The organism is Vibrio sp. 10N.286.45.E10, from assembly GCF_002874195.2.
In the GTDB taxonomy this organism is placed as follows: domain Bacteria; phylum Pseudomonadota; class Gammaproteobacteria; order Enterobacterales; family Vibrionaceae; genus Vibrio; species Vibrio crassostreae.
The window spans coordinates 421624-446764 of record NZ_MCWD02000003.1; the positions used below are offsets into that span (position 1 = coordinate 421624).

Sequence of the window (25141 nt, forward strand, 5' to 3'; positions counted from 1 at the left end):
AGCAAGATGAAAACCATCTCTACGTCCCAATGGGCGATACAGCAAGTAAAGCTCATGGTGATGAAGAATGACAAGCATGATTGGCGTAAACAGGAGGACGAGTCTTGGTGATCTCAACGTCGTTGATGGAGCAAATCTGCTCTTCAACCAACTTGAATCAAGCTCTACGAAGAGTGAAGAAGAACAAAGGATGTGCAGGTGTCGACAAACTCGACATAGATGCGACTATCTCAACACTTCGACAGGCTTCAAATGGGCAAGCGCTTCGCCAGAGTCTTCTGGAAGGAAGCTACCAACCTCAACCGGTACTTGGTGTAGAAATCCCTAAACCTAGTGGTGGCGTAAGGCAACTAGGTATCCCAACCGTGCTTGATAGAGTTGTCCAACAGGCAATGACCTCAGTACTGTCAGATATCTATGACCCCAAGTTCTCCAATAGCAGTTACGGATTTAGACCAAACCGCAGTGCGCACCATGCATTAACGGCAGCCAGTCATTACATCCGAGAAGGTCGAGGTTATGTTGTAGATATCGACCTAGCGAAATACTTCGACACAGTGAATCACGATAGACTGATGTACAGACTGTCACAGGACATCAGTGATAAACGAGTGTTGAAGCTCATCAGGTTATATCTACAGGCAGGCATAATGCGAAACGGGATGGTTGAACAGAGACAAAGAGGGACACCACAGGGTGGACCATTATCCCCGTTGCTATCCAATATCGTATTAGATGAACTGGATAAAGAGTTAGAGCGCAGAGGGCATAAGTTCTGTCGATATGCAGACGACTGCCAAATCTACGTTCATAGTGAAGAAGCCGCTTATCGAGTTAAAGAGTCGATAACGGAGTTCTTGGAGCAAAAGCTGAAGCTCACGGTAAATCGAGAGAAAAGTGGTGCGACAAGAGTGACAGAGCGGACTTACTTAAGCCACCGCTTCGGGATAGATGGAACAATCCATCTATCGAAGGCAGCACAAACTCAAATGAAGAAGCGAGTGCGGCAGATAACGAAGCGAAACCGAGGGCGAGAGTTGCAAGCAGTCATAGCGGAATTAACTCAATACCTAAGAGGTTGGCAACACTACTTCAAACTCGCCATAGGGAAAAGCAGCTTGCAGCGCTTAGACGAATGGATACGGCGACGGCTACGATGTTACCGCTTAAAACAACGCAAACGCAGATACGGCATAGCGACATGGTTACAACAACAAGGTGTAACGGAGCGCAATGCGTGGAAGGTAGCGATGTCAGATAAAGGGTGGTGGCACTTGGCCTTAACGCCGCAGATAAATCACGCCATGCCAATAAAATGGTTCGAGGAGTTGGGCCTGTACTCATTGCGAGATGGGTATGAGTCACTGAAAATATATTCGGAACCGCCGTATGCGACCCACGCTTGTACGGTGGTGTGAGAGGACGGAGGCCGTGAGGCCTCCTCCTACTCGATTGGGGTGGTCGATCTTTTAGTTAGCCTCTAAATTGCGCCTTCAAAACTCTATCTAATGAAAACGGTCCAGCACCCCATACGATGACGATAAGAATCATCAATCCCCAAAGTTGGTGATCGTAGAAGCCTTGGTCCCATAATACCGGGTAAGAGACGACGGCAATAATGTTGAAAACAAAAAGCGCGGCGGCCATCGGGCGTGTTAACAAACCAAGCGCTAAGAATACCGGTAGAATCAATTCAGCAGCTGTCCCCATGTAGGCCGCTAATTCCCATGGTAATAGCGGGACCTGATACTCTAATTCGAACAAGTAGAGAGTGCTATCCCAGGTGGCTATCTTGGTCAGCCCAGAGTTGAAGAATACCCACGCCACCCAAAGGCGACAGAAAAGAAGCAGCACTGGGACGAAAAGTGCCTGAGATTTCTCAATCAAATTGTCGTATTGAGCCATCATGTTTGTGACTGTGTTGTTATCCATATTATGTCTCCAATTCATCATTGATTGAAAAACCTGAGATGACGTTGAGCGCCATGACAGCATTCAGATGTTGCAGTAGTGAAGGCGTTACTTCTCCAAGCGCTTTACCAGATTGAAGTTCAATCAGCAGTTGGTGGCACTCCTTGGTTAGGCGATGGCTTTCGAGCTGTGAATTCTCTGCTCGGATTACTATCCCAAACTCTGCGCGATTGATGTCTAATCCTTCGAGTTGTTGTTGGTAGATAGCGTGTTCAAGCGCTAATACGGCATAGCAAGAATCGAATAGCGTTACCGAATCCTTGAGGTGGAAAACCAAGGCGCTTTGCCGCTCTTGTGGCACGGAAGCTAGACAGGAGAGAGGCTGTTGATTCGGTGGAGTTGCACACGCGCATCTCGCTAAACTGTCCTTTTGCCATTCATAGCGTGCCACTTCACTAAGATAAGGTGCTGCCTCTACAACAGAAGGAAAGGCTTGTATGGTTTGTTCGAAGTGCTCGCCATAACCACTGACATCTCCAGAGGTCGATGGGTAACTAAGAACATGTTGACGTGCCATTTGTTGGAAGCACTCCTCACCAACTAACATCTCAGTCAGTGGGTAAGTTGCAGCGAGAACTTCGCTTAAGCTAATCACAAAGTTATTGCGATAAATTTGGATGCGTTGCTGAGCGCTAAAATGATCGCTCATGATGTCGCAGTGCTCGCCGTCATTTTGATATCGCAGGGCATTAGCAAATTCGGATTGAACATCCGCTAGGGAGTAGCTCATGAGGCGCGACTCCTTTGATTGTCATGTTGATACAGCTTTTCACTGGCTTTGGCAGCCTCTGCCAATAAGATTTGTGGCTCTGGGATATCTAAATCCCACTCAATCAGAGTGTGGCGAGAGCCATGTTGCTCTATCCACTGAGTGTAAAGTTGCCACACTTCATCACAGACGGGTCTGCTGTGTGTGTCTATCCAAATCTCACCTTGCTCGAGCTTCTTTTTGGTAAAACCTGCCAAGTGAATCTCTTCCACTTGGTTTTCTGGTATGCCATTGAGGTACTCTTCACAGCTGAAGCCATGATTAAACGATGAGACGAAAATATTATTGAAATCGAGCAGTAGGCGACACTCGGTGCGCTTTTGTACCTCAGCCAAAAACTCCCATTCTGGAATCGTTGAGTGCTTGAAGGCGAGGTAGCTTGATGGATTCTCAATTAACATTGGACGTTGCAAACTGTCTTGAACCTCGATGACGTTACGGCAGAAGACGTCCAACGCTTCTTCGGTATAAGGTAGTGGTAGCAGGTCATTGAAGTAGTGACCGCCAGTTTGGCCCCAACTCAAATGATCAGAAACCAAGAAAGGTTCGATATCATCAATAAGTGTTTTGAGTTGCAGTAAGTGCTGTTGGTTGATTCGTTCAACAGAACCAAGAGACAACCCTACACCATGACAGCTTATGTGGTGATGATTACGAATCTCTCGGAGTTGTTGGCGCTGTGAAGAATGGGGTAAGAAGTAGTTTTCGCTGTGAACCTCTAACCAACTTACCAAATCAGAATTCTGGCTGAAGAAATCTAAGTGCGGTGTTCTAAGGCCAACCCCTGCATTGGGGTGAAGAGTTTGAGTCACAACGATTCTCCTAATGGGTAGTGGAGGTGAGCTGGTATTCAGCTCACCATACTGAGTGGTTCAGTTATGCCTTCAGGCATTATGATGATTGAGTACTACCACCAGTTAACTTGCCACATAGTCCTTTAGGAACGACCACGAATGCATCGGATTGGTTGTCTTCTTTTGCTGTACCAGCACATGAACTTGTTTTAGTTGCACAGTCATTTTGGCCAGCTTTTGATACGCCATAGCATTTTTCTTTCGCTGCTGCTTCCGCTGGTGCTGATGTAAGAACGGCACCGCCAAACGCTAGTACACTTGTGATTGCAGCTGTAACAGCAAGATTAGAATTTTTCATAGTCATTCCCTCTAGACTTAATAGTATTTACACATCGCAGGTTAATGAGTTGTTAACTTGCTTACTAAAAAGGATAGGAACAACCCGAAAATAATTTCACAGTATTATAAGTATTATCAAAATCAGTGATGATTTAGCTGTTAAGTGTTTGATTAAGTGATGTTATTTTTTGATGGTTTTTTCTTCTTAATATTCTAAACGCAGCCTAGTGTTTAGGTTATAATCAACTTTTATGTATAAATACCCAGTAGTGAGCATATCCAATGATAGATCCTTCGCTTTTACTCGATGGCCTAAACGACAAACAACGTGAGGCGGTCGCGGCACCTTTAGAAAACCTACTTATTCTGGCAGGTGCTGGCAGTGGTAAAACGCGAGTGTTGGTGCATCGTATCGCTTGGTTGCAAAGTGTAGAGCAAGCATCACCGTTCTCTATTATGTCGGTTACCTTCACCAACAAAGCGGCAGCAGAGATGCGTGGTCGTATTGAAGAGTTGATGATGGGTAGCTCGTCAGGCATGTGGAACGGTACCTTCCATGGTATTTGTCACCGCATTCTGCGTGCTCACTACCTAGATGCAAAGTTGCCAGAGGATTTCCAGATCATTGATTCCGATGATCAGATTCGTCTATTGCGCCGCTTAATCAAAGCGCAAAACCTCGATGAAAAGCAGTGGCCTGCTAAGCAAGCTTCGTGGTGGATCAACGGTAAGAAAGATGAAGGCCTGCGCCCGAGCCACATTGATGCCTACCATGATCCAGTCACTCAAACATGGTTAAAGATTTATTCGGCTTATCAAGAGGCGTGTGACCGTGCTGGATTGGTGGACTTCGCGGAGATTTTGCTGAGATCACACGAGCTACTGCGCGATAAGAAACACATTCGTGAGCACTACCAAGCGCGCTTTAAGCATATTCTGGTCGACGAATTTCAAGATACCAACAACATCCAATATGCTTGGCTGCGTATGATGGCGGGCCCTGATTGTCGAGTGATGATCGTAGGTGATGATGACCAATCTATCTATGGCTGGCGTGGTGCAAAAATCGAGAATATTCAGAAGTTCTTGGACGAGTTCCCGGGCGCTTCAACCATTCGATTAGAGCAAAACTACCGTTCAACCAAAACCATTCTGCAGGCGTCGAACGAGCTTATCTCGAACAACACTGAACGTATGGGTAAAGAGTTGTGGACCGATGGTAACGATGGCGAGCCAATCTCTGTGTACTCAGCATACAACGAGCTCGATGAAGCGCGTTTCACGGTTAGCAAAATCAAAGAGTGGCAGGAGAAAGGCGGTGCGTTAGAAGATACGGCAATGCTATATCGTAACAACGCACAATCGCGTGTTCTTGAAGAAGCTTTGATCCAAGCTGGTCTACCTTATCGAATTTACGGCGGCATGCGATTCTTCGAGCGTCAAGAAATTAGAGACGCCTTGAGCTACATGCGCCTAATGAGCAATCGCGGTAATGATGCGGCGTTTGAGCGTGTGGTAAACACGCCAACGCGTGGCTTGGGTGATAAAACGTTAGAAACGATTCGTCTTGCAGCGCGTGATCGTGGTGCAACCATGTGGGAAGCAAGTGTTGCTTTGATAGAAGAGCAAGTGCTACCCGGTCGTGCTGCGGGTGCATTGAGCCGCTTTATCGAGCTGATTAATGCGCTTGAAGATGACACTTTAGAACTGAGTCTGCATGAACAAACTGACCACGTGATCAAATCGTCGGGTCTGTTTGCGATGTACGAGCAAGAGAAGGGTGAGAAGTCGAAGGCACGTATTGAGAACTTGGAAGAATTGGTAACGGCAACGCGCCAGTTTGAAAAGCCGGAAGATGCGGATGAGATGAGCATGCTGACGGCGTTCTTAACTCACGCAGCTTTGGAAGCGGGTGAAGGTCAGGCCGATGAGTTTGACGATGCGGTTCAGTTAATGACATTGCACAGTGCCAAAGGCCTAGAGTTTCCAATGGTATTCATGGTGGGTGTCGAAGAAGGCATGTTCCCAAGCCAGATGTCGGCCGAAGAAGCGGGGCGTTTAGAAGAAGAGCGTCGCTTGTGTTACGTAGGCATGACCCGTGCGATGGAGAAGCTTTACATCACTTACGCAGAAATGCGTCGTTTGTACGGTCAGGACAAGTACCACAAACCATCACGTTTTATTCGTGAGCTACCAGAAACCTGTCTGGATGAAGTGCGTATGAAAGCGCAAGTCAGTCGCCCTGCAAGCAGTGGTCGCTTTAGTCAAACCGCTGTGAAAGAGAACTTCAATGAAACTGGTTTTAGCTTGGGTTCTCGCGTGAAGCACCCTAAGTTTGGCGAAGGCACTATCATCAACTTCGAAGGAAGTGGCCCACAGAGTCGAGTTCAAGTGGCGTTTAACGGTGAAGGGATTAAGTGGTTAGTAACTGCTTACGCGCGTTTAGAGCAGCTTTAATCTATTACTTCTGCATCTAATAACCGTTCATTATTGAAAACAAAAAGAGCAGCCAATGGCTGCTCTTTTTTATTGTGTACCGCCTTAAGCGATCACAATACATGACTGACTAGAGGGGATCTTACAGTGCTGCAAGTGCCGCTTCGTAGTTTGGTTCTTCAGTGATCTCTGCAACCAACTCGCTGTGTGTTACCACACCTTTTTCATCCACAACGACAACTGCACGCGTTGTTAGGCTTGCTAGTGGGCCTTCAGCAATCGCTACGCCGTAGTCTGATGCGAATGTAGGAGAGCGGAAAGTCGAAGCGTGTTGAACGCCTTCAATGCCTTCTAGTTCGCAGAAGCGACCCGCAGCAAATGGTAGGTCAGCAGAAATACAAACAACCACCGTGTTCTCAAGTTCTGCCGCTTTTGCGTTGAACGTACGTACGCTCGTTGCACAAGTTGCAGTGTCGATGCTTGGGAAGATGTTTAGAACCACTTTCTTGCCTGCAAGAGAAGCAAGAGTCAGTGCAGAAAGATCGCCTGCAGTCAGTGCAAAGCTTGGTGCCTGTTCGCCAGTTTGTGGGAATGTGCCAGTTAGCGGTACAGCAGCGCCTTTGAAGGTAACGTGTGACATGAATTTGTCCTTAATTTAATTATGGTTATGAAACTAGTTGAGCCTAGTAAGACTTACGTTACTCGGAAGTGGTTAAGAAGTGAATGGTTTAAATGTCAGAATTGTAATCAAAGGTCTTTGATTTATTTGTTTTAGATGAAGAAAAGGTGAGACGACAGATAAAGAAAAACCCCGAGAGCTTGCGCTCATCGGGGTCTATAGTCTTACTCGCAGCAATCCGGCTACTAAGTGTGCTCCATGCATCAAATCCATGATAGTGTGCTGTTATCCTTCAGCGTATTCCTTTCGTCGCCTTCCTAGCGGTGTCCTTGATCTTATCCTGATCTGCCAACAATCCTCGTTAGCGCGCGTCACTTGTTCCTTGAGCGGTGTCCTTTACATCATCCTGATGTTCAGTCCTTTCCTCGTCCGGAGGTGTCCATTGTCTTTCCTTAGTAGCAACCATCCTAGTTACTATTGCGTCCATTCAATGTCCATTTCGCTATCCATGCCGATTATTCATCCTGAGTAATCGAATCTTCATCCTGAAGATAACCAAGTCCTTGGTGTTTCCTGTTCCGTGTCAGCATCCTTCCGACACCATTCATATTACCGATTCCTTATTTATCAGCAATGGTGCATAAGCGAATTTCTATATAATTATTTGAATGATAAATGTACGTATCTTTTTATTTCAATTGGTTACGATATCTAGGTGACTAATTTCGTCATCAAATATCGATATTTACTCACTGCCTTGTGAGAGATCTCGCACAAGGCAGCGAGTAAAAAGGGAGGGTTATTCCCTACTGACCAATGGCTGCACCTTCACGACGAGGGTCTGCAGCGCCTTCTAAACCATCTTTTGTGATGCGAATCGCGTGTAAACCAGAGTTAAGATCGCGAACGTTGACCTCAAATCCCATCTTTTCTAGCTCAGGTTTGAAGTTTTCCGCTGATGTTCCTTTTTCCAAATCTAGCGTACCGAAACGGTTTAGGAAGTGCGGTTGGTTGATCGCTTGCTGGATATCCATGTCCCACTGGGTATGGGCAATGATCGCTTGCGACACATAACCTATGATACGGCTGCCACCCGGAGAACCAATTGCCATGTAAGGCTTATCGTCTTGCATGATGATGGTCGGTGCCATCGAAGAGCGTGGACGTTTGCCTGGTTCTAATCGGTTCGCGATAGGCTTGCCATCGTTATGAGTCTTGAATGAGAAGTCGGTCAGTTCGTTATTCAGTAGGAAGCCTCTTACCATCAGGCGTGAGCCAAATGCATTCTCAATGGTGGTGGTCATGGATACGACATTGCCATCGCTATCGACAATATTGAAGTGGCTGGTGGACGGCAATTCAATAGATACATCTTTGCTGCGCAGCATGGCATGATCCCACGGTGGGGTACCTGATGGTGCACTGTCTAGTGCCTTTCCAGCAGTAATTAACTGGGCACGTTCCTGCAAATAGTCAGTATTCACTAACCCTTGGGTTGGCATCGGAACGTAATCTTGGTCTGCCATGTACATACCACGGTCTGCAAAGGCTAGACGAGAAGCGTCCGCTAACACTTGCCAAGATCTCGCGTCGTTTGGCCCCCATGATTTAAGATCAAACTGTTCGGTCATCGCTAAGATCTGCCCAACCGTTAATGCACCTGAACTCGGTGGTCCCATTCCGCATATATCGTAACTCTCATACGCGGAACAAACCGGTTCACGTTGCTTAATTGAATACGCATCGAAGTCTTTCTGTGCCAATACGCCAGGATTACCTTTGGCGGTTTGAACTGTATTGATGATGTCAGCGGAAATTTCGCCTTGATAGAAAGCCTTAGCACCATCTTTTGAGATAGCGTTTAACGTTGCCGCGTATTCTGGGTTCTTAAGTAGCGTACCTGCGGTTTTCGGGCTGCCATCGGCATTAAAGAAGTAGGCTTTGGTTGTGGCAAAGCGGCTTAGTCTTTCTTGGTCATTTTCAATCAAGGTGGCTAAACGTGGACTGATGGTAAAACCTTTCTCAGCCAGTTGAGCGATAGGTTTGATTAGGGATGACCATTCTAATTTTCCGTATTTCTGGTGAGTGTCCCACAATAGTTGGACTGTACCCGGTGTAGCAACAGAACGACCACCAACTACGGCATCATAAAACTTAAGTGGTTGACCGTTTTCGTCTTGGAACAGACGTGGTGTTGCATCAAGTGGTGCGGTTTCACGGCCATCGTAGGTTTTGAGTTGCTTGTCCTTGCCATCAAAATAAACAAGGAACGCGCCACCACCAATACCTGATGACTGAGGTTCCACTAAGCCAAGCATAAGCTGCACAGCAACCATGGCGTCAATCGCGTTACCACCACGAGCAAGTACATCGGCTCCCGCTTGGGTCGCCAGTGGGTTAGCCGCAGTGACCATCCAGTCGTTGGCTTTAACGAGTTGTTTGGTTTCTAAACCACTACTTTGTTCGGGAGCGACGGAATCGGCAGCTTGATTTGCCCAACTGACGTGAGAGGCAAAAAGTAGGGTAGAAGTGGCGAGGGTTGTTAGTTTTGTTTTCCACTGCATGATCTTCTCCTTTTAATATGCAGAGCTAGATTGGCAGTGGAAAGATAAGATAGCCAGTATGTTGTTAACGAATTGTAATCTTGATTCGAATTTAAGCGATTAAACCAGACAACGACTGCCAAAGAATACTCAGGCCAATCAGGCTGAATACCACGCCACATAAGCCATCAATGTATACCGTTGCTTCGCTCAGCTTTTTCTGCAGTGCTTTAGTTGAAAGCATCCAAGCCAGTAGCGAGAACCAGAATAGCGAAAGGCCGAATAGGATAAGCAGAGCAAAGCCTTTACCGGATAGAGACATGTCGGCAGGTACTAGGCTCGACATCAAGCTGATAAAGAACACTAATGCTTTTGGGTTGAGAATATTGGTCGCAAAGCCTTTCGAAAATGCTTGGCGCTTGTTGGTTAGAATTAGATCTTTCGAATTGACCGTATCGTCGTCATCGTCGTCGTGGTTCTGAATGATTTGCCAGGTTGCTTTAAGTGCACCGTAGCCTAAGTACAGCAAGTAGCTACCGCCAGCCAATTGGATAATGGCAAATATGGTTGGTTGCTGGTGGACTAGGTAACTGATTCCCGTCAAGCTCAGTAACGAATGCAGCAAGATTCCGCAAGATAAACCAAGCGCAATGTACAAGCCTGTCTGGCGCCCGTGACGCGTCGCATTTTGCACGACTAACGCAAAGTCTGGGCCGGGGCTCATCAAAGCGATGAAGTGGATAGAGGCGAGGGTGACTAATATGGTGACTTCATTCATATCTGTTCCAATAACTGGGTTGTTCTGTTGAGAGTTGTTGAGCGCAGCTTACCGTGATTTCGAATCTCTCAATTGTAAATTATCAACACTTAGTTAATTTTCGACGGAGAAACGCCAAATGCAGTCTTAAATGCCTTTGAGAAATGGGCTTGATCGTAAAAACCGACTTGATGAGCGACCTCGGTGCCGCCAACACCAGACTTAATCAGTCGCATGCCTTGTTCCATACGTAAACGGCTTAGCCAAGCATAAGGGGTAATGCCCATCTTGTTTTTAAAGTGGCGTTGAAACTGTGTGGTGGTGAGATCGCACAATTCAGACAGCTGCTCTAGGCGTACCGGTTGGTCGAGGTTTGCCATCAAATAGTCTTTTAGCGTGTTAACCGACTGAGTACCAAGTTGCACCTGAGTTTTCGATCCAAACTGAGCGTAACGATCAACTATTGTCGAGAATCCTTCGAACGGTAGGCAATCTTGAGCGAGTTGGCTGATGTTTGGATTGATAAGTAGCCCATGAAGGTTGCACAATTGTAAAAAAGTCGCTTGATCGGAGAGGATCAACTCCGAAAAGCCTAAAGCGTGACCATTTCCGCTGTGATCGGCAAGATCGCCCAACCATTGCGGCGAGACAGCAAACACACTCACTTGGTAGCCAGATTCTAGCTTTGAATGGCCATCGTGCAGTTCATCAGGTGGCATCATCACCACTTGGCCAGCACCAACATGGTGGCTCGTCCCTTTATAGGCGAATTTTTGCTGCCCTTGGGTAATCAAACCGATGTGAAAGTCCAAATGATAGTGGCGCTGAAAGGCAAACTCTTGGTATTGAGCTTGGATCAGGCTGATATCTTGGCTAGGTGTCGAATAGTAGTGGACTTTATCCATGGCATAAAAAAGCTTGGTTAAATTATCATCAATTCAACCAAGCTTATCTTCGTATTCAGCGATTGTCTTGTAAAAAACGATCAGTACTAGTGGTTTCTGACAGAGTTTTTATAGGGTCGATCCTTTAAAGAGAAAGAGAATAAAAGCTTTTTCTGATTATTGAAGTGTCGTGATACTAATAACCGACCACTTTGAGTTCTTGGAAGTTATTCCATAGAACTAAGCTTGAAACATCGCCATTATTACCGTTACAAGTGAGGCGAATAAACTTAACCGATGCTCTATTAACGGCTTGTTCCACCAAATTGGTTGTGGTTCCAGGCGTCAAGACGTTGGTTACCAGACCGAAGTTGATGCCATCGCTACTCACTTCGAGATCAAATAGGTATTGTCGAACATCCCCTTTAGCTTGAGAGTAGAGAAGCTTAGTGACGTTCGCTGCCGTGCTAAGTTCAATTAGATATTGAATACCTTGCCCTTTCGCCGTCCACTTGGTTGTACTGTCTCCGTCTACGGCCATTTGCGGTGTATGGTCGACGCGAGTTTCAGTGGCACTGACGTTGGCAATGGATAGTTCGTTTTCCTGTCCTTCCTGATGATAGTCTCCCAGAACGCCAAGATATCGACTAGCAAATGGATTGCTGTTGGCTGGCGAAAGCGAAGGGAAAATGACATCCACACCTTGTTCACTCAACCCCATCCAACGACATAAGGTCGCAGCAAGTTGTTCTGAGGATTGGCTCGGGATAAATTTATTGCCCCAAGCATCTTGACCATCTTTGATAAATTCGGGGTATCGCCCATAGCTGTTACCTCCATTGACGGCATTACCGACCACTAGTTGATTACTTCCCCAACCATGGTCGGTGCCTGATTTACTGTTGTTTTCTATGGTTCGCCCAAAATCTGACATGGTCGATGTCACAACACTGTCTTCCAAGCCAAGTTCAGCAAGAGAGGCATGGAAAGCGCTAACGGCTTGGTCGATGGTAGAAAGAAGCCCATCATGGCGTCCACGTTGGTTACTGTGATTATCAAATCCACCAATATTAACAAAAAAGACCTGACGGCTATGACCGAGATCGGATGATGCTTGGATCATTCGTCTGACCATTTTTAGCTGTGAGCCTAGTGAGCTACTTGGAATGGAGCCGTCTTCTGGGTATGAATCGAGCACGAGTTGGATCTCCTGCTGGAAATCTAATATGCCTTTCAGCCGTTTTGTATACTCTTGTTTGAACGGTGAACCGTAAGGTGCATTAACCAATTTGATGAAGTTATTGTTTATTGCACTTGAATGCCCAAGAGCATCCATAGCTCTTACACCACCAGAAGACATTGAGATATCTTTAGAATTTGCGCCAGTTAATAGTTCATTTCCAGCAAATGAAATGGAGTCGGAAATGATCGCTGTTTCACTGCGAAGGACATCCATCATCATTCCTGCCCAACCGTAGCTATGGTAACCATTACCTCCCCAACTCGACTGCCAAGCGGCTTGTTGTTTATTGTGGGCCCCAAGATTCGATGGCTTCCTGACATCGTAAAGGTTGGATTTGTTGGTTGGCTCTACTAATGGTCCTACGTTAACTATGGCTGCGGCTTGGCCTGAACTCATCATGCTGGCAAGGTTAGACATGCTGGCGTTGATGCCAAGCGCTTGCCCAGATTCTGTGCTTGGAATAGCTAAGATTTCAGAGCTGGCGAGTTGGATGTTTGGTCTCGCGGTTTGGTAGTTACTTTGGTTGTTAGCGTCGGTAGGCACGATCATATTGAACGAGTCATTTCCGCCATGTAAGAAAAGACAGATTAACGCTTTATATCCACCTTGTTCATTAGCAAAGGCGCTGCTGACTGGGATGGATAAAGAGAGTGGGACCATCCCAGATACGGCTGTACCTGAGGCACCTTTGAGAAAACTTCTGCGTGTAATTGACATAATCTACTCCTGAACCATGAAATCGGGTGAAATGAACGCCATGAACAGCATCTTGGGTACTGCGTAATATTTGTTCCCATGACCGTGATAGATAGTGGATAGTAGGTCAGTAATTTCCTGGGATGCTTGTCCATTGAGAATGCGTAAATTAATCGCTTGAATAAGCTCAGTTTCATTTTCTGCCCTCGCTAAATCTTCTAAATCAGAAGGAGCAATATAGAGCTCTTTATTGTTGTTGCTATTTCCACGGTTCTGCCCAAAGTCTTTGAGTGTTCTGTAAAAAATGTTGTTCATGTCGATAAGTTGATTCCAGTCAATAATCTCTAACTCGGGTGCTGTTAGGCCTGCATCTGCAAGCGCGCCTTGTGGGCTGTGACTCGGCTGATAAAAATTAAATACCGAATTAGACCCAAGTGGGTACTGATTAAAGCTTTCTTTATAGTTCATTGGGTCATAAACAATATCTCCGCTGCCACCTACGTACGCTTCCATTGCTCTATAGAGATAGGTCATCGCTAGGATAGGCTCTCTGACTTTGGTGACATTGATATCACTAGTTTTGAGTAACTCTGAGTCGGTTAAAATTGCTTTGATCACCGAGCCTAAATTTCCACCTGAATTAATAAATTCAGCGGATACGCGAGAAACGTACGCTTGAGTTGGGTTGGAGGTCGTTAACTGTTTAATCAGCATTATTGAAATAAAAGGCGCGACATTGGTATGGGTGGTGATTTGGGCAATGAATTGGTCAAGATCTTCTTCAGCAGTTTGGCCGGGAGGGTAATACTGACCAAGTACCCATTTTTCATCCATGTCATGCAGTGAGTTGTCTGCAGTCATGGGTTCAAGCGTGTTGTTATTGGTGATATCCCAACCGGTAAAGACTCTTGCAGCACCTTCTACATCGACATCATCATACGTCTCGATAACGCTACCATCTGGGTAAGTGGCTTGAGTTCCATCTTGGTTTAACTCATAAAGCCCAATGGTAAAGAGTTGCATGACTTCTCTGGCGTAATTCTGATCGGGCGCTTGTCCGGTCACGCTTTCCGGTTTATTACCATTCATGGTGAGATACTGTCCCATAGCAGGAGAGAGAGTGATGTGCTTAAGTAGCGTAGCAAATGATTCAAAGGCATTGTCGGCAAGCAAATCATAGTAATTTGCTAACGCTTCTGGATCGGTAGCAAGGTTGGCATCTTTTTCACTGACTACAAATATTTGACTTAGCGCGAACGCGATCCGTTGACGTAGTTGTGCTTCGTCCCATAACGCAGTGTCAAACCATGCCCCTACACGACACTCCTGATTTGGGTTGGTGAGATTCCTTCGGTTCGCTTGATGATAAGTTCGCTCAAGATGGCGCATGTATGGTTTAGCAATTTGTTGATCTATCCAATAAGAACGATCGTCTTGTTCTTTAAACGCATTTAACTCCGATTGACGAACCCCCATGGTTGCCAAGTCTAAGAATCGAGAAGCCTGTTGGTGAGTTAAGTTATCCATATGATTTCCTCTAGCCAAATAGTGATCCCCAGAAAATGAATAGCTGGTTTCCAGTTATATTTCTGGTGTATTAAGGATTAGTTGCTAGAAGGAGGTGAATCTAGTCAGAAGTTGAGGGTTTCCCGAGAGTGTGAACCTGTGTGAAAACCCCAATGAAATGCTCGGTGTTTCATATTAAAATGTTGAAGTGGAATGCTATCTATGTGTATGAATTTACTGGATAGATCAATTCGGTGAATGTCACTTAGAGTTACTTTGAGTCATTTGTTGTGAGTGGGCTGTAGCAGGGCTTATAGCTAAAGGGGGGCGAGCTTGGTGTGATTACCAAGCTCTGATTTGATGTTTAGGTTGATTATACGCTTGAGGTTAGAGTTGCTTTTTGCTCTTTTTATTCGCTCGATACGCATCAAAGGTAAAGACAAGCAGCGCGCCCCAGATAAAGGCGAAGGTGACTACTTTATCTTGGGTGAATGCTTCTCCATAAATCAGCACGGCCAGCAGTAGCATCAAGCTTGGGCCTATGTACTGAAAGAAACCGAGTGTTGATAGCTTCAAGCGAGTTGCAGCGCCAGTAAAACACAGTAGTGGAATGGTTGTAATAACACCTGCAGCAATCAGTAATAGGTTGAGTTGCATCGGGTTCATCGATAAGTCTGAAGTTGGGCTATCAGCAATAAACAGTAAGTAGGTAGCTGCGAGAGGTAGCATCACCAGAGTTTCAATGAACAATCCTGTTTGCGCTTCTAAGCTGACTTTCTTACGTAGCAAGCCATAAAAACCAAAGCTGAAGGCTAGGGCAATGGCGACGATCGGCACTGAGCCAAATGCAATCAGTTGGACTAATACACCAATGGCAGCCAGAGCAACCGCAAACCATTGTAGTTTACGCAAGCGTTCGCCTAGGAAGAGCATACCGAGCAACACGTTAATCAGCGGGTTGATGTAATACCCTAAACTGGCATCAAGCATGTGATTGGAGTTGACCGCCCAGATAAAGATCAGCCAGTTGGCACCCACTAAAGTAGAGGTCGCCACCAAATAGAGCATTTTTGGTTTTGATGTCAAGGTGTCGCGAACTTTACGCCAGCTGCGGCCAATGTGTAGTAAAAAAGCGAGTAGGAAAAAAGACCATACTACACGGTGGCTAAGGATCTCTAACGGGGAAACGTCACTTAAAGATTTGAAATATATAGGGGCGATACCCCACATGGTGTAAGCACCGACAGCAAGCAAAATACCTTGGCGCGTACGTTGTTGTTCTTCTGGAGTCATGCATCTTTCTCTAGCACAGAGTGCTTATTAATAAGATTTATAAGAGAGTTGGTCAGTATAGGAGCGATAACCCTTTTCACCTAACAATTTGCGGTTTAATTCACCAGCGTTCCCCTCTACAATGTGCGACTTGCTTGCCGAAGATGCTTGCTGATTTCATACCTCGATTAGGAACCACAATGACCGCCACTCTGATTGCTGAGCAAATACCAACTCCCGCGAATGATGCGCAAACCATCTTACAAGATGTGTTTGGCTATCAAAGCTTTCGCGATGGTCAGCAAGAGGTCATTGACCTGGCCGTTGAAGGCAAAGACAGCTTGGTGATAATGCCAACCGGTGGTGGTAAATCACTGTGTTACCAAATCCCCGCCTTGGTTCGTGAAGGTCTGACTCTGGTTATCTCACCGCTGATCTCGCTGATGAAAGACCAAGTCGACCAACTGAAGGCCAATGGTGTTGCAGCTGAGTGTATTAACTCTTCCATGCCCCGTGACCAGTTGCTGAATGTGTTCAATCGTATGAATTCAGGCCAATTGAAGATGGTTTACGTATCACCAGAGCGTGTGTTGATGCGTGACTTTATCGAGCGTCTGCAAGGTTTACCGCTTTCGATGATTGCGGTAGACGAGGCGCACTGTATCTCTCAATGGGGACATGACTTCCGCCCGGAATACGCATCATTAGGTCAACTTAAGCAATATTTCCCGCATGTGCCTTATATGGCGCTGACGGCAACCGCTGATGATGCAACACGTAAAGACATTATTTCGCGTCTGCAGCTGGTGGATCCACATACCTACTTGGGCAGCTTCGACCGTCCTAACATTCGCTACAACCTCGTCGAGAAGCATAAGCCCGTGTCACAGGTGGTTCGCTACTTAGAAACACAGAAAGGCAATTGCGGCATTATCTATTGTGGTAGCCGTAAGAAAGTGGAGATGGTGACTGAGAAGCTGTGCAACAACGGTATTCGCGCCGCGGGTTATCACGCTGGTATGGACACCGATGAGCGTGCTTACGTTCAAGAAGCCTTCCAACGTGATGATATTCAGATCGTTGTCGCGACTGTAGCTTTCGGTATGGGTATCAACAAACCCAATGTGCGCTTTGTGGTGCACTTTGATATCCCGCGCAACATTGAATCTTACTATCAAGAGACAGGCCGTGCGGGTCGTGATGGCTTGCCTGCTGAAGCTATGATGTTGTTTGATCCGGCTGATATGGGTTGGCTACGTCGTATGCTGGATGAGAAGGAAGAAGGCCCACAAAAACAAGTTGAGATGCACAAGCTAAACGCGATGAGTGCCTTTGCTGAAGCACAAACCTGTCGTCGTCAGGTTCTGCTTAACTACTTTGGTGAATATCGTGAGAAGCAATGTGGCAACTGCGATATCTGCCTCGATCCACCCAAGCATTTTGATGCGACCCAAGAAGCGCAGAAGGCATTGTCTTGTGTGTACCGTGTGAATCAGTCGTTCGGTATGGGCTATGTGGTTGAAGTGATGCGCGGTATGCAGAACATCCGTGTCCGCGATAATGGTCATGACAAGCTCTCTACCTATGGCATTGGCCGCGACCACAGCCATGATTACTGGATCAGTATCTTCCGTCAGTTAATCCATAAAGGTTTGTTGTTCCAGAACATCACCCGTAATTCGACTTTACAGTTAACAGAAGAAGCGCGTCCGCTACTGCGTGGTGAGATGTCTTTGGAATTGGCGGTGCCTCGTTTGGATACGGCGGTGCGTAATGCTAAGTCCGATAAACTCAGCAGCAAGAATTACGATAAGAAGTTGTTTGCCAAACTGCGTAAGCTGCGTAAGTCGATTGCTGATGAAGATGGTTTGCCACCTTATGTGGTATTCAGTGATGCGACCTTGATTGATATGGCTGAAGTACTGCCTACCTCATACGGTGAGATGCTGGCGGTTAACGGTGTTGGTCAGCGTAAACTCGATAAGTACGCAGACCCATTCTTAGATTTGATTCAAGAACACATCACGACACACGGCTAATTTTCAGGATCGTTTTCAGATAAGTCATAGTTTATAAAAACGATTGGATCATAGAACAAGAATAAGGTTGATAGGGACATGACGACACCAACAGAATTTGGCTTAAGAGAGTATTTGGCCGAGGAAGGACGTTTATTGATTACGTCTCCAAGTTTTGATTTTGATTCTTATGAAGTATTAGGTGAAAAGCTAGTGGCATTGTTATCTGCTTCTGTGGTTGAAAAACAATGGGACGCTGACATGCACTCTTGGTTGATTGATTTTGAAGATTGTCGGATGTTCTTAAAGTCTGAGCATTACAGTGAATCAATCTGGTTTGAGTCGCTAAACGCTGAAGAAAGCAGAGAAGAGTTTGATTATCTCGCGACGCTTTTCAAACGCGGTTTTTAACTTCGCTCACCAATAAAAGTGAGAATAAACGTTTGCGTCTGTTCTCACCATTGCAGCCAATATTGATTAATGTATAATCGCCCGCCGCTCGATAGAGCAAATTTTAGAAACATTTTAAATTCACATTATTGGTAAGAGCTTTCTTAGTTTATTCGAAGAAATGACTCGATTTGGGTTCCCTCACCCCCAAACCAAACTAAAAAGGTACAGCATGAGTAACTTTACCCCTGCGCAACAGCGCAAAGCCCTAGCACTATTAGTTTTGTTCCATTTAGTCATCATTGCGTCAAGCAACTATCTGGTTCAGCTACCTTTTACCGTTTTCGGTATGCACACCACTTGGGGTGCTTTCACTTTCCCGTTTATCTTCCTAGCGACTGATCTGACTGTACGCATTTTTGGTGCGCAGCTTGCTCGTAAAATCATTTTCTTAGTGATGCTACCTGCACTGGCAGTTTCTTACTTTTTGTCAGTGGTGTTCTTTGAAGGTTCATTCCAAGGGTTTAACCAACTAGGCGAGTTCAACCTGTTTGTTGCACGTATCGCCGCGGCGAGCTTCATGGCTTACCTGCTTGGTCAGATTTTGGATGTGCATGTTTTCAACCGCTTACGTCAGCTTAAACAGTGGTGGGTTGCCCCAACGTGTTCAACGTTGTTCGGTAATGCGATTGATACCATCGCTTTCTTTGCGATTGCTTTCTACCAAAGCCCAGATCCATTCATGGCTGAACACTGGACTGAGATTGCACTGGTTGATTACGGCTTCAAACTTATCATCAGCTTAGGTTTATTCGTTCCGATGTACGGCGTGCTTTTGAACTACATCGTTAAAAAGCTGACGGCGGTAAACCCAGACTTTAAAGCGACAGGCGTGAACGTTTAAGGATTCAGGTTAGAAACGCATTAATGCCAAGATAAGAAAAAGCCCAAGTTAGTCTACTAACTTGGGCTTTTTTAATGTCTAGCGTCAGATATTAATATCAGAGGCATTCAATATTCAGTGGCCAGCCAATATCGGTTTGTCTATTCGACTCGATATCTAGTTCTGCAGCAGTAAGCGGGTTATCTGCTAACCATTGCTTAGAAAGCGTTAAAGTTAGATTGTTATCATCCGTCGTCAGCTTGAACTCAGGTTCTAGCGCTGGATTACGACGGTGAGTCAACAAAATAGCCAAACGCAGAATACGTAAGATACGTTTGCTACTCGTTCCTGAGATTGCGTGCTGCTCTGGCAATGAGGTTAACTGCTCGCGGTAGCGACGAGTTAACTCACCCAAGTAGTGCTTTTGCGCTCGAGTAAAGCCTGGTAGGTCTAAGTTCTGCAGTAGGTAAGCGCTGTGCTCGCCGCCTTTTTTGAAATCGATGGTTAAACCAATCTCATGAAGCTTAGCTGCAGTTTGCAGTAGGACACCAGCTTGAGGTTCTGAAACCCACGCTTCGGCGCCCGCTTGATCTAACAGCGTTTGTGCAACTACAGCAACTTGTTCACCGTAGCTTACGTCCATTTGATAGCGCGATTGAACACTCTTGATGGTACGTGCACGGATGTCTTCTTGGCGCAGCTCATCAACCATCTCGTAGGCTAGGCCTTCACGGAGTGCACCGCCTGCGAGTGTCATTGAATCTATTTCAAGCAACTCAAAAATAGCAATAAGAATAGAAAGGCCACTCGGGAACACTAATGCGCGTTCAAGAGTCAGTCCTTCGATTTCTAGCTCTTCCAAGCGCTCAGTAATCATGGCTTGTTTTTGTAGGCGCTTAAGTTTGGCATGAGTAATTACTTCATCCATGCCTTGAGCCAACATGATTTCTTGCAGTGCCTGAACAGTACCACTGGCACCCACACACACATCCCATCCGATATCAGTGTAGCTATCGAGGATAGGAGCTAACGTCGACTTCGCCGCTTCAATGGCGTTGTTAAAGTTAGTTGCGGTTAATTGGCGATCTTTAAAGTGGCGCTCAAGCCAAGTAACACAGCCCATCTTTAGGCTGGTTAGTGCTTTCGCTGAGAAGCCTTCACCAATGATCATCTCGGTGCTTGCGCCACCAATATCAACAACCAGTCGGCGGCCGCTGCCACCAGAAGTGTGCGCTACGCCTTTATAGATAGTCGCAGCTTCTTCTTCACCAGAGATAACATTGATGTCGTAACCAAGGATCTGGTTCGCTTTCTTTAGAAAGATATCCACATTGATAGCGGTACGTAGGGTCGCTGTACCGACAATGCGGATATTTTCTTTCGGAATATCTTGCAGTCGCTCTGCAAAGAGACTCAAACAGTCCCAACCGCGCTGCATGGCTTCAGTACTAAGCGCATTATTTTCATCTAAGCCTGCAGCTAAACGCACTTTGCGCTTAATTTTAGCCATGGTTTGTACGCTGCCATCGATATGACGCACAACGAGCATATGAAAACTGTTCGACCCGAGGTCGATTGCAGCGTAAAGCGGGGGTGACACTGTTTGACTCATAAGCGACTAAGCTTCCTTGTTATGACGCGGTTGGCGTGGGCGACGGTTTTGGTTTGGCTTACGGTTACCGTTGCGTGGGCCATTGTTGTTTGAACGGCGCTGTTGCGGGTTACGTGTGCGTAAGCGCAATGGTGCTGGTAGATCTTCTAGTAGTGCAGAAGAGTCGTAGTCAGACACAGGGATAGCGTGCTCAATGTATTCTTCGATTGGTGGCAAGTTGATTGCGTAATCTTCACAAGCAAAGCTGATCGAGTGACCACTTGCGCCAGCACGACCTGTACGGCCGATACGGTGAACGTAATCTTCACAGTCGTCTGGTAGGTCGAAGTTGAATACGTGTGTTACTTGAGGAATGTGTAGGCCACGTGCTGCAACGTCGGTTGCGACAAGCAGGTCAACATCACCTTTAGTGAATTGCTCAAGAATCTTTTCACGTTTCTTTTGAGGAACATCGCCAGTTAGCAGGCCAACGCGGTGACCATCTGCAGCTAGGTGACCCCAAACAGACTCACACTTGTGTTTAGTGTTAGCGAAGATGATAGCGCGCTCTGGCCATTCTTCTTCAACTAGCGTCTGTAGCAGTGCCATTTTGTGTTCGTTTGATGGGTAGAATAGCTCTTCCTGAATACGGTGACCTGTTTTACGCTCTGGCTCAACAACAACATGCTCTGGGTTGTGCATGTGTTCGAACGCTAGTTCTTGTACGCGGTAAGACAATGTCGCAGAGAACAGCATGTTCAGGCGATCTTTTGGCTCAGGCATACGGCGGAACAAGAAGCGGATGTCTTTGATGAAACCAAGATCGAACATGCGATCGGCTTCGTCAAGCACAACAGCTTGAATGTGGTTAAGGTTAAATACCTTTTGCTTGTAGAAATCGATGATGCGGCCAGTCGTACCAATTAAGATATCTGCGCCTTCTTCGATCTTACCTAGTTGCTTGTCGTAGCTTTCGCCACCGTAAGCAAGTGCTGCCTTGATACCTGTGCTTTCAACCAGAGAGTCAGCATCGTTGTAGATCTGAATCGCGAGTTCACGCGTTGGTGCCATAATAATCGCACGTGGCTGGTTAGGCTTACGCCCTTCATGCTCAGGTGTTTTTAGCAGGTGGTTAAAAGTAGCAGTAAGAAACGCAAGCGTTTTACCAGTACCCGTTTGGGCCTGGCCTGCAATGTCTTGGCCGGTGAGCAGTACCGGGAGCGCCAAGGCTTGGATAGGGGTACAATAATCGAACCCTTTTTTCTCCAATCCTTCAATGACTTGCGGAAGTAAATCCAAGTCGGCGAACTTTTGCTCTGTGATATGCGTCTTTTTCATTGCTATAGAATATCAGCTTAAGCTTGCAATACGAAAGTAAATACATTCCAATAGGGCATCTATTTACTGGTTATCATCCAACCAGTTCTAAAAAACACATTGGAGTGGAAGATGAGTGATAAGATTTTGCAGCTAACTGATGACGGTTTTGATAACGATGTAATCAACGCTGCAGGCCCTGTTCTTGTTGATTTTTGGGCAGAATGGTGTGGTCCATGTAAAATGATTGCGCCGATTCTTGACGAAATCGCAGACGAGTACGAAGGCAAGCTCACAATCGGTAAATTAAATATCGACCAAAATGCTGGTACTCCACCAAAATTTGGTATTCGCGGCATTCCAACGCTACTTCTTTTCAAAGATGGCGGCGTAGCAGCGACTAAAGTTGGTGCATTATCTAAAACTCAACTTAAAGAGTTCTTAGACGCTAACCTTTAATCAGGTCAGCATTTGAAAAGAAACCGTGCAGTTAACAAATGCGCGGTTTTGTTTTTTCTAAGCTATGGACTAGTCTTAGTTTTAGTGCTAATTTATCGCACGTTAATTGAACGAATTTCTCTTCTTGGTCGATCCTGTGACCAAATCCTTCTTAACTTAAGAAAACAGATCCTATTTTGACTAAACAAACTTCCACCACTATGAATCTTACTGAACTGAAGAACAGACCTGTGTCTGAGCTTGTTAAACTTAGCGAAAGCTTAGGTCTTGAAAATCAAGCTCGCCTAAGAAAACAAGACATTATCTTCTCCATCCTTAAAGCGCATGCAAAAAGTGGTGAAGACATCTTTGGTGATGGTGTTCTAGAAATTCTTCAAGACGGTTTTGGTTTCCTACGTAGCGCCGACAGTTCATACCTGGCTGGCCCAGATGATATCTACGTATCTCCAAGCCAAATTCGTCGTTTTAACCTTCGCACAGGTGACTCTATTGGCGGTAAAATCCGTCCACCTAAAGATGGCGAACGTTACTTTGCACTGCTTAAAGTAAACACGGTTAACTACGACAAGCCAGACAACGCTCGTAACAAGATTCTTTTCGAAAACCTTACTCCTCTTCACGCCAACGAACGTATGGTGATGGAAGCGGGTAATGGCGCAACTGAAGATATTACGGCTCGTATTCTTGACCTTGCATCTCCGATTGGTAAAGGTCAGCGTGGTCTGATTGTTGCTCCGCCTAAAGCGGGTAAGACAATGCTTCTGCAAAACATTGCTCAAAGCATTGCTCGTAACCACCCTGAGTGTGAACTAATGGTTCTGCTTATCGATGAGCGTCCAGAAGAAGTAACGGAAATGCAGCGTCTAGTTAAAGGCGAAGTAGTTGCTTCAACATTCGATGAGCCAGCATCTCGCCACGTACAAGTTGCAGAAATGGTTATCGAGAAAGCGAAACGCCTTGTTGAACACAAGAAAGACGTAGTTATCCTACTGGATTCTATTACTCGTCTAGCTCGTGCTTACAACACTGTGATCCCTTCATCAGGTAAAGTTCTTACTGGTGGTGTTGACGCGAATGCTCTACATCGTCCAAAGCGTTTCTTCGGTGCGGCACGTAACGTAGAAGAAGGCGGTAGCTTAACGATCATCGCAACAGCACTGGTTGATACTGGTTCTAAGATGGATGAAGTTATCTACGAAGAATTCAAAGGTACAGGTAACATGGAACTGCACCTTAACCGTAAGATTGCTGAAAAGCGCGTATTCCCAGCTATCGACTTCAATCGTTCTGGTACTCGTCGTGAAGAGCTTCTTACCAAGAACGATGAACTACAGAAGATGTGGATCCTGCGTAAGATTGTTCACCCAATGGGCGAAATCGATGCAATGGAATTCCTTATCGACAAGCTAGCAATGACCAAAACGAACGATGAGTTCTTTGACGCAATGCGTCGTCAGTAATATTGATTAGCTGATCGTTATTTAATAAGCGCTGCCCTCGGGTGGCGCTTTTTATTTGCATTTTGTAGCGGTAGCTTGCAGAATGAGCAAAAGTGTTACAAGGAAGTTAAAATGCAACATGGACTGTTGTCATCATTACTCTTGTCTACTTCACTGTTATTTTCACCGGTTGGTATGAGTTATGCCACCGAGATGTCTCCACTTACAGTAGAGTCTTGGCTTGAGAATGATCAAGTAAAACTGAAAACTGCTGAACTAATCGAGCTTGTCGTACGTGACGAAGTCAATTCACTACGCTTTGCGCTTGAGCGCCTGACATTTCCCCAGCAAGAGGTGGCTCGTTACCAACTCTTGAAGAAGCTTGAACAGCAAAAAATCGTACTCACACCCAAGATGTCTATCTTCATCGAGCAGCAACTCGCTATCACGCCCACTTATCAAGTATTAGAGCGTGGAGATGGTTACGAGTTTACGGTACCTGCCTTTAATTATCCTTCAATTGCTAATCGTCTCATCAAGCAGTGGCGTCAAGATCAGAAGACACTGGTGTTTGTGCTAGATGCAGAGAAGCAGGACCTCGACTTAAAAGAGTGGTTATCTGGATCTGAACATCAAGTTCAAACGCGAGAAGCGCTGCTCATTAGAGAGCTAGATAGTTTGTCTCCTGAAGCGGTTGGTTATCTAACTAAGCAACTCACCGCATCTTCTATTGTTAGCTGGTTACCTTCCACTGAGGTGGTGGTTCGATTAGCGCAAGTGAGCGAAGATCCAGAGGCCTATAAGATTTTATGGCGAATGAAGGCCGATTATCATAGCCAAGCTGAGCTAGTTCGCCTTGCTGACACCAAACAAGCGTTCGCGTTAGAACAAGTAATGGCTGCGACTAAAAATCCGCGTTTGAAAGATGAAGCGATTACCTTGCTCACTAAGGTTAACCCGTTATCAGAAGAGGTGAAGCAGTTTCTTGTCTCTAGGATGGCGATTGCCGATGAAGCCCCATTAGTCGCGCGTGAACTCGCCAAACAAGGTCATACGCGATGGTTGCAAGATCTCGTCAATGATAACCCTCAGGTGAAGAGCTCTTTGATCGAGCAAGCATTACCGTAAAGTGGATTTTGCCTCTCAATAACCACACTAAAAAGGGGGATCTCAGTGTCACCCTTTTTGATATACTGAGCGCAGAATAATCAGCAT

Annotated in this window: 21 protein-coding genes; 8 read left to right on the forward strand and 13 right to left on the reverse strand. The window is 45.9% G+C overall.

What is annotated here, in order from left to right; genetic code table 11:
- Positions 1–125 precede the first annotated feature (125 nt).
- Positions 126–1418, forward strand: coding sequence for a group II intron reverse transcriptase/maturase (gene ltrA / locus BCU34_RS23205; protein ID WP_170961338.1), 1293 nt, complete (start codon positions 126–128; stop codon positions 1416–1418).
- Between the two features lie 55 nt (positions 1419–1473).
- Here the strand turns inward: ltrA and BCU34_RS23210 are convergent, their stop codons facing one another.
- The 4 genes from BCU34_RS23210 to BCU34_RS23225 form a co-directional block, all read right to left on the reverse strand.
- On the reverse strand, positions 1474–1932 hold the full coding sequence (locus tag BCU34_RS23210; RefSeq protein ID WP_008221525.1) for a DoxX family protein: 459 nt from the start codon (positions 1930–1932) through the stop codon (positions 1474–1476).
- 1 nt (position 1933) lies between these two features.
- Positions 1934–2701, reverse strand: coding sequence for a DNA-binding domain-containing protein (locus BCU34_RS23215; protein ID WP_102479741.1), 768 nt, complete (start codon positions 2699–2701; stop codon positions 1934–1936).
- On the reverse strand, positions 2698–3552 hold the full coding sequence (locus BCU34_RS23220; protein WP_102479742.1) for a DUF692 domain-containing protein: 855 nt from the start codon (positions 3550–3552) through the stop codon (positions 2698–2700). The genes BCU34_RS23215 and BCU34_RS23220 overlap by 4 nt, the downstream gene beginning before the upstream one ends.
- Before the next feature lie 79 nt (positions 3553–3631).
- Positions 3632–3892, reverse strand: coding sequence for a DUF2282 domain-containing protein (locus tag BCU34_RS23225; RefSeq protein ID WP_004741206.1), 261 nt, complete (start codon positions 3890–3892; stop codon positions 3632–3634).
- Between the two features lie 263 nt (positions 3893–4155).
- Between BCU34_RS23225 and uvrD the strand changes: the two genes are divergently transcribed.
- Positions 4156–6330 carry a DNA helicase II gene (gene uvrD / locus BCU34_RS23230; RefSeq protein ID WP_102479743.1) on the forward strand — a complete coding sequence of 725 codons (2175 nt, stop codon included), beginning with the start codon at positions 4156–4158 and terminating at the stop codon, positions 6328–6330.
- A gap of 121 nt (positions 6331–6451) precedes the next feature.
- Here the strand turns inward: uvrD and tpx are convergent, their stop codons facing one another.
- The 7 genes from tpx to rarD form a co-directional block, all read right to left on the reverse strand.
- A complete protein-coding gene (gene tpx, locus BCU34_RS23235; protein ID WP_017069608.1) occupies positions 6452–6949 on the reverse strand; it encodes a thiol peroxidase in 498 nt (165 codons plus the stop codon).
- Between the two features lie 785 nt (positions 6950–7734).
- Positions 7735–9492, reverse strand: coding sequence for a gamma-glutamyltransferase (ggt, locus tag BCU34_RS23240; RefSeq protein WP_102433030.1), 1758 nt, complete (start codon positions 9490–9492; stop codon positions 7735–7737).
- Between the two features lie 91 nt (positions 9493–9583).
- Positions 9584–10249 (reverse strand): LysE family translocator, encoded by a 666-nt coding sequence (locus BCU34_RS23245; protein WP_102480842.1) that lies wholly within the window; start codon positions 10247–10249, stop codon positions 9584–9586.
- A gap of 89 nt (positions 10250–10338) precedes the next feature.
- On the reverse strand, positions 10339–11133 hold the full coding sequence (locus BCU34_RS23250) for a helix-turn-helix transcriptional regulator (protein ID WP_102480841.1): 795 nt from the start codon (positions 11131–11133) through the stop codon (positions 10339–10341).
- A gap of 175 nt (positions 11134–11308) precedes the next feature.
- On the reverse strand, positions 11309–13072 hold the full coding sequence (locus BCU34_RS23255; RefSeq protein WP_102480840.1) for a DUF1501 domain-containing protein: 1764 nt from the start codon (positions 13070–13072) through the stop codon (positions 11309–11311).
- Between the two features lie 3 nt (positions 13073–13075).
- Entirely contained in the window at positions 13076–14578 is a 1503-nt protein-coding gene (locus BCU34_RS23260) for a DUF1800 family protein (protein WP_102480839.1), read from the reverse strand.
- A 366-nt stretch (positions 14579–14944) separates the two neighbouring features.
- A complete protein-coding gene (gene rarD / locus BCU34_RS23265) occupies positions 14945–15850 on the reverse strand; it encodes an EamA family transporter RarD (RefSeq protein WP_102480838.1) in 906 nt (301 codons plus the stop codon).
- A 179-nt stretch (positions 15851–16029) separates the two neighbouring features.
- On the opposite strand from rarD, the gene recQ reads away from it, so the two are divergent.
- The 3 genes from recQ (at position 16030) to BCU34_RS23280 (ending at position 19141) form a co-directional block, all read left to right on the forward strand.
- Positions 16030–17868 carry an ATP-dependent DNA helicase RecQ gene (recQ, locus tag BCU34_RS23270; protein WP_055319881.1) on the forward strand — a complete coding sequence of 613 codons (1839 nt, stop codon included), beginning with the start codon at positions 16030–16032 and terminating at the stop codon, positions 17866–17868.
- A gap of 78 nt (positions 17869–17946) precedes the next feature.
- Positions 17947–18258 carry a DUF3630 family protein gene (locus BCU34_RS23275; protein ID WP_009848192.1) on the forward strand — a complete coding sequence of 104 codons (312 nt, stop codon included), beginning with the start codon at positions 17947–17949 and terminating at the stop codon, positions 18256–18258.
- A gap of 211 nt (positions 18259–18469) precedes the next feature.
- Positions 18470–19141, forward strand: a complete 672-nt coding sequence (locus BCU34_RS23280; protein WP_055319880.1) for a 7-cyano-7-deazaguanine/7-aminomethyl-7-deazaguanine transporter — start codon at positions 18470–18472, stop codon at positions 19139–19141.
- A 97-nt stretch (positions 19142–19238) separates the two neighbouring features.
- On the opposite strand, the gene gppA is transcribed toward BCU34_RS23280, so the two are convergent.
- Positions 19239–20732 (reverse strand): guanosine-5'-triphosphate,3'-diphosphate diphosphatase, encoded by a 1494-nt coding sequence (gppA, locus tag BCU34_RS23285; protein ID WP_102433035.1) that lies wholly within the window; start codon positions 20730–20732, stop codon positions 19239–19241.
- 6 nt (positions 20733–20738) lie between these two features.
- The gene (rhlB, locus tag BCU34_RS23290) at positions 20739–22049 is read right to left on the reverse strand and encodes an ATP-dependent RNA helicase RhlB (protein ID WP_019820068.1); all 1311 of its coding nucleotides are present in this window, start codon (positions 22047–22049) and stop codon (positions 20739–20741) included.
- A 111-nt stretch (positions 22050–22160) separates the two neighbouring features.
- On the opposite strand from rhlB, the gene trxA reads away from it, so the two are divergent.
- From trxA to BCU34_RS23305, 3 genes are all read left to right on the forward strand, one after another.
- Positions 22161–22487: a thioredoxin TrxA gene (gene trxA, locus BCU34_RS23295; protein WP_010440700.1), complete on the forward strand. Its 327-nt coding sequence runs from the start codon at positions 22161–22163 to the stop codon at positions 22485–22487.
- Between the two features lie 200 nt (positions 22488–22687).
- Entirely contained in the window at positions 22688–23947 is a 1260-nt protein-coding gene (gene rho, locus BCU34_RS23300; protein WP_017062978.1) for a transcription termination factor Rho, read from the forward strand.
- Between the two features lie 111 nt (positions 23948–24058).
- A complete protein-coding gene (locus tag BCU34_RS23305; RefSeq protein ID WP_102433036.1) occupies positions 24059–25054 on the forward strand; it encodes a hypothetical protein in 996 nt (331 codons plus the stop codon).
- The last annotated feature ends 87 nt before the right edge of the window (positions 25055–25141 follow it).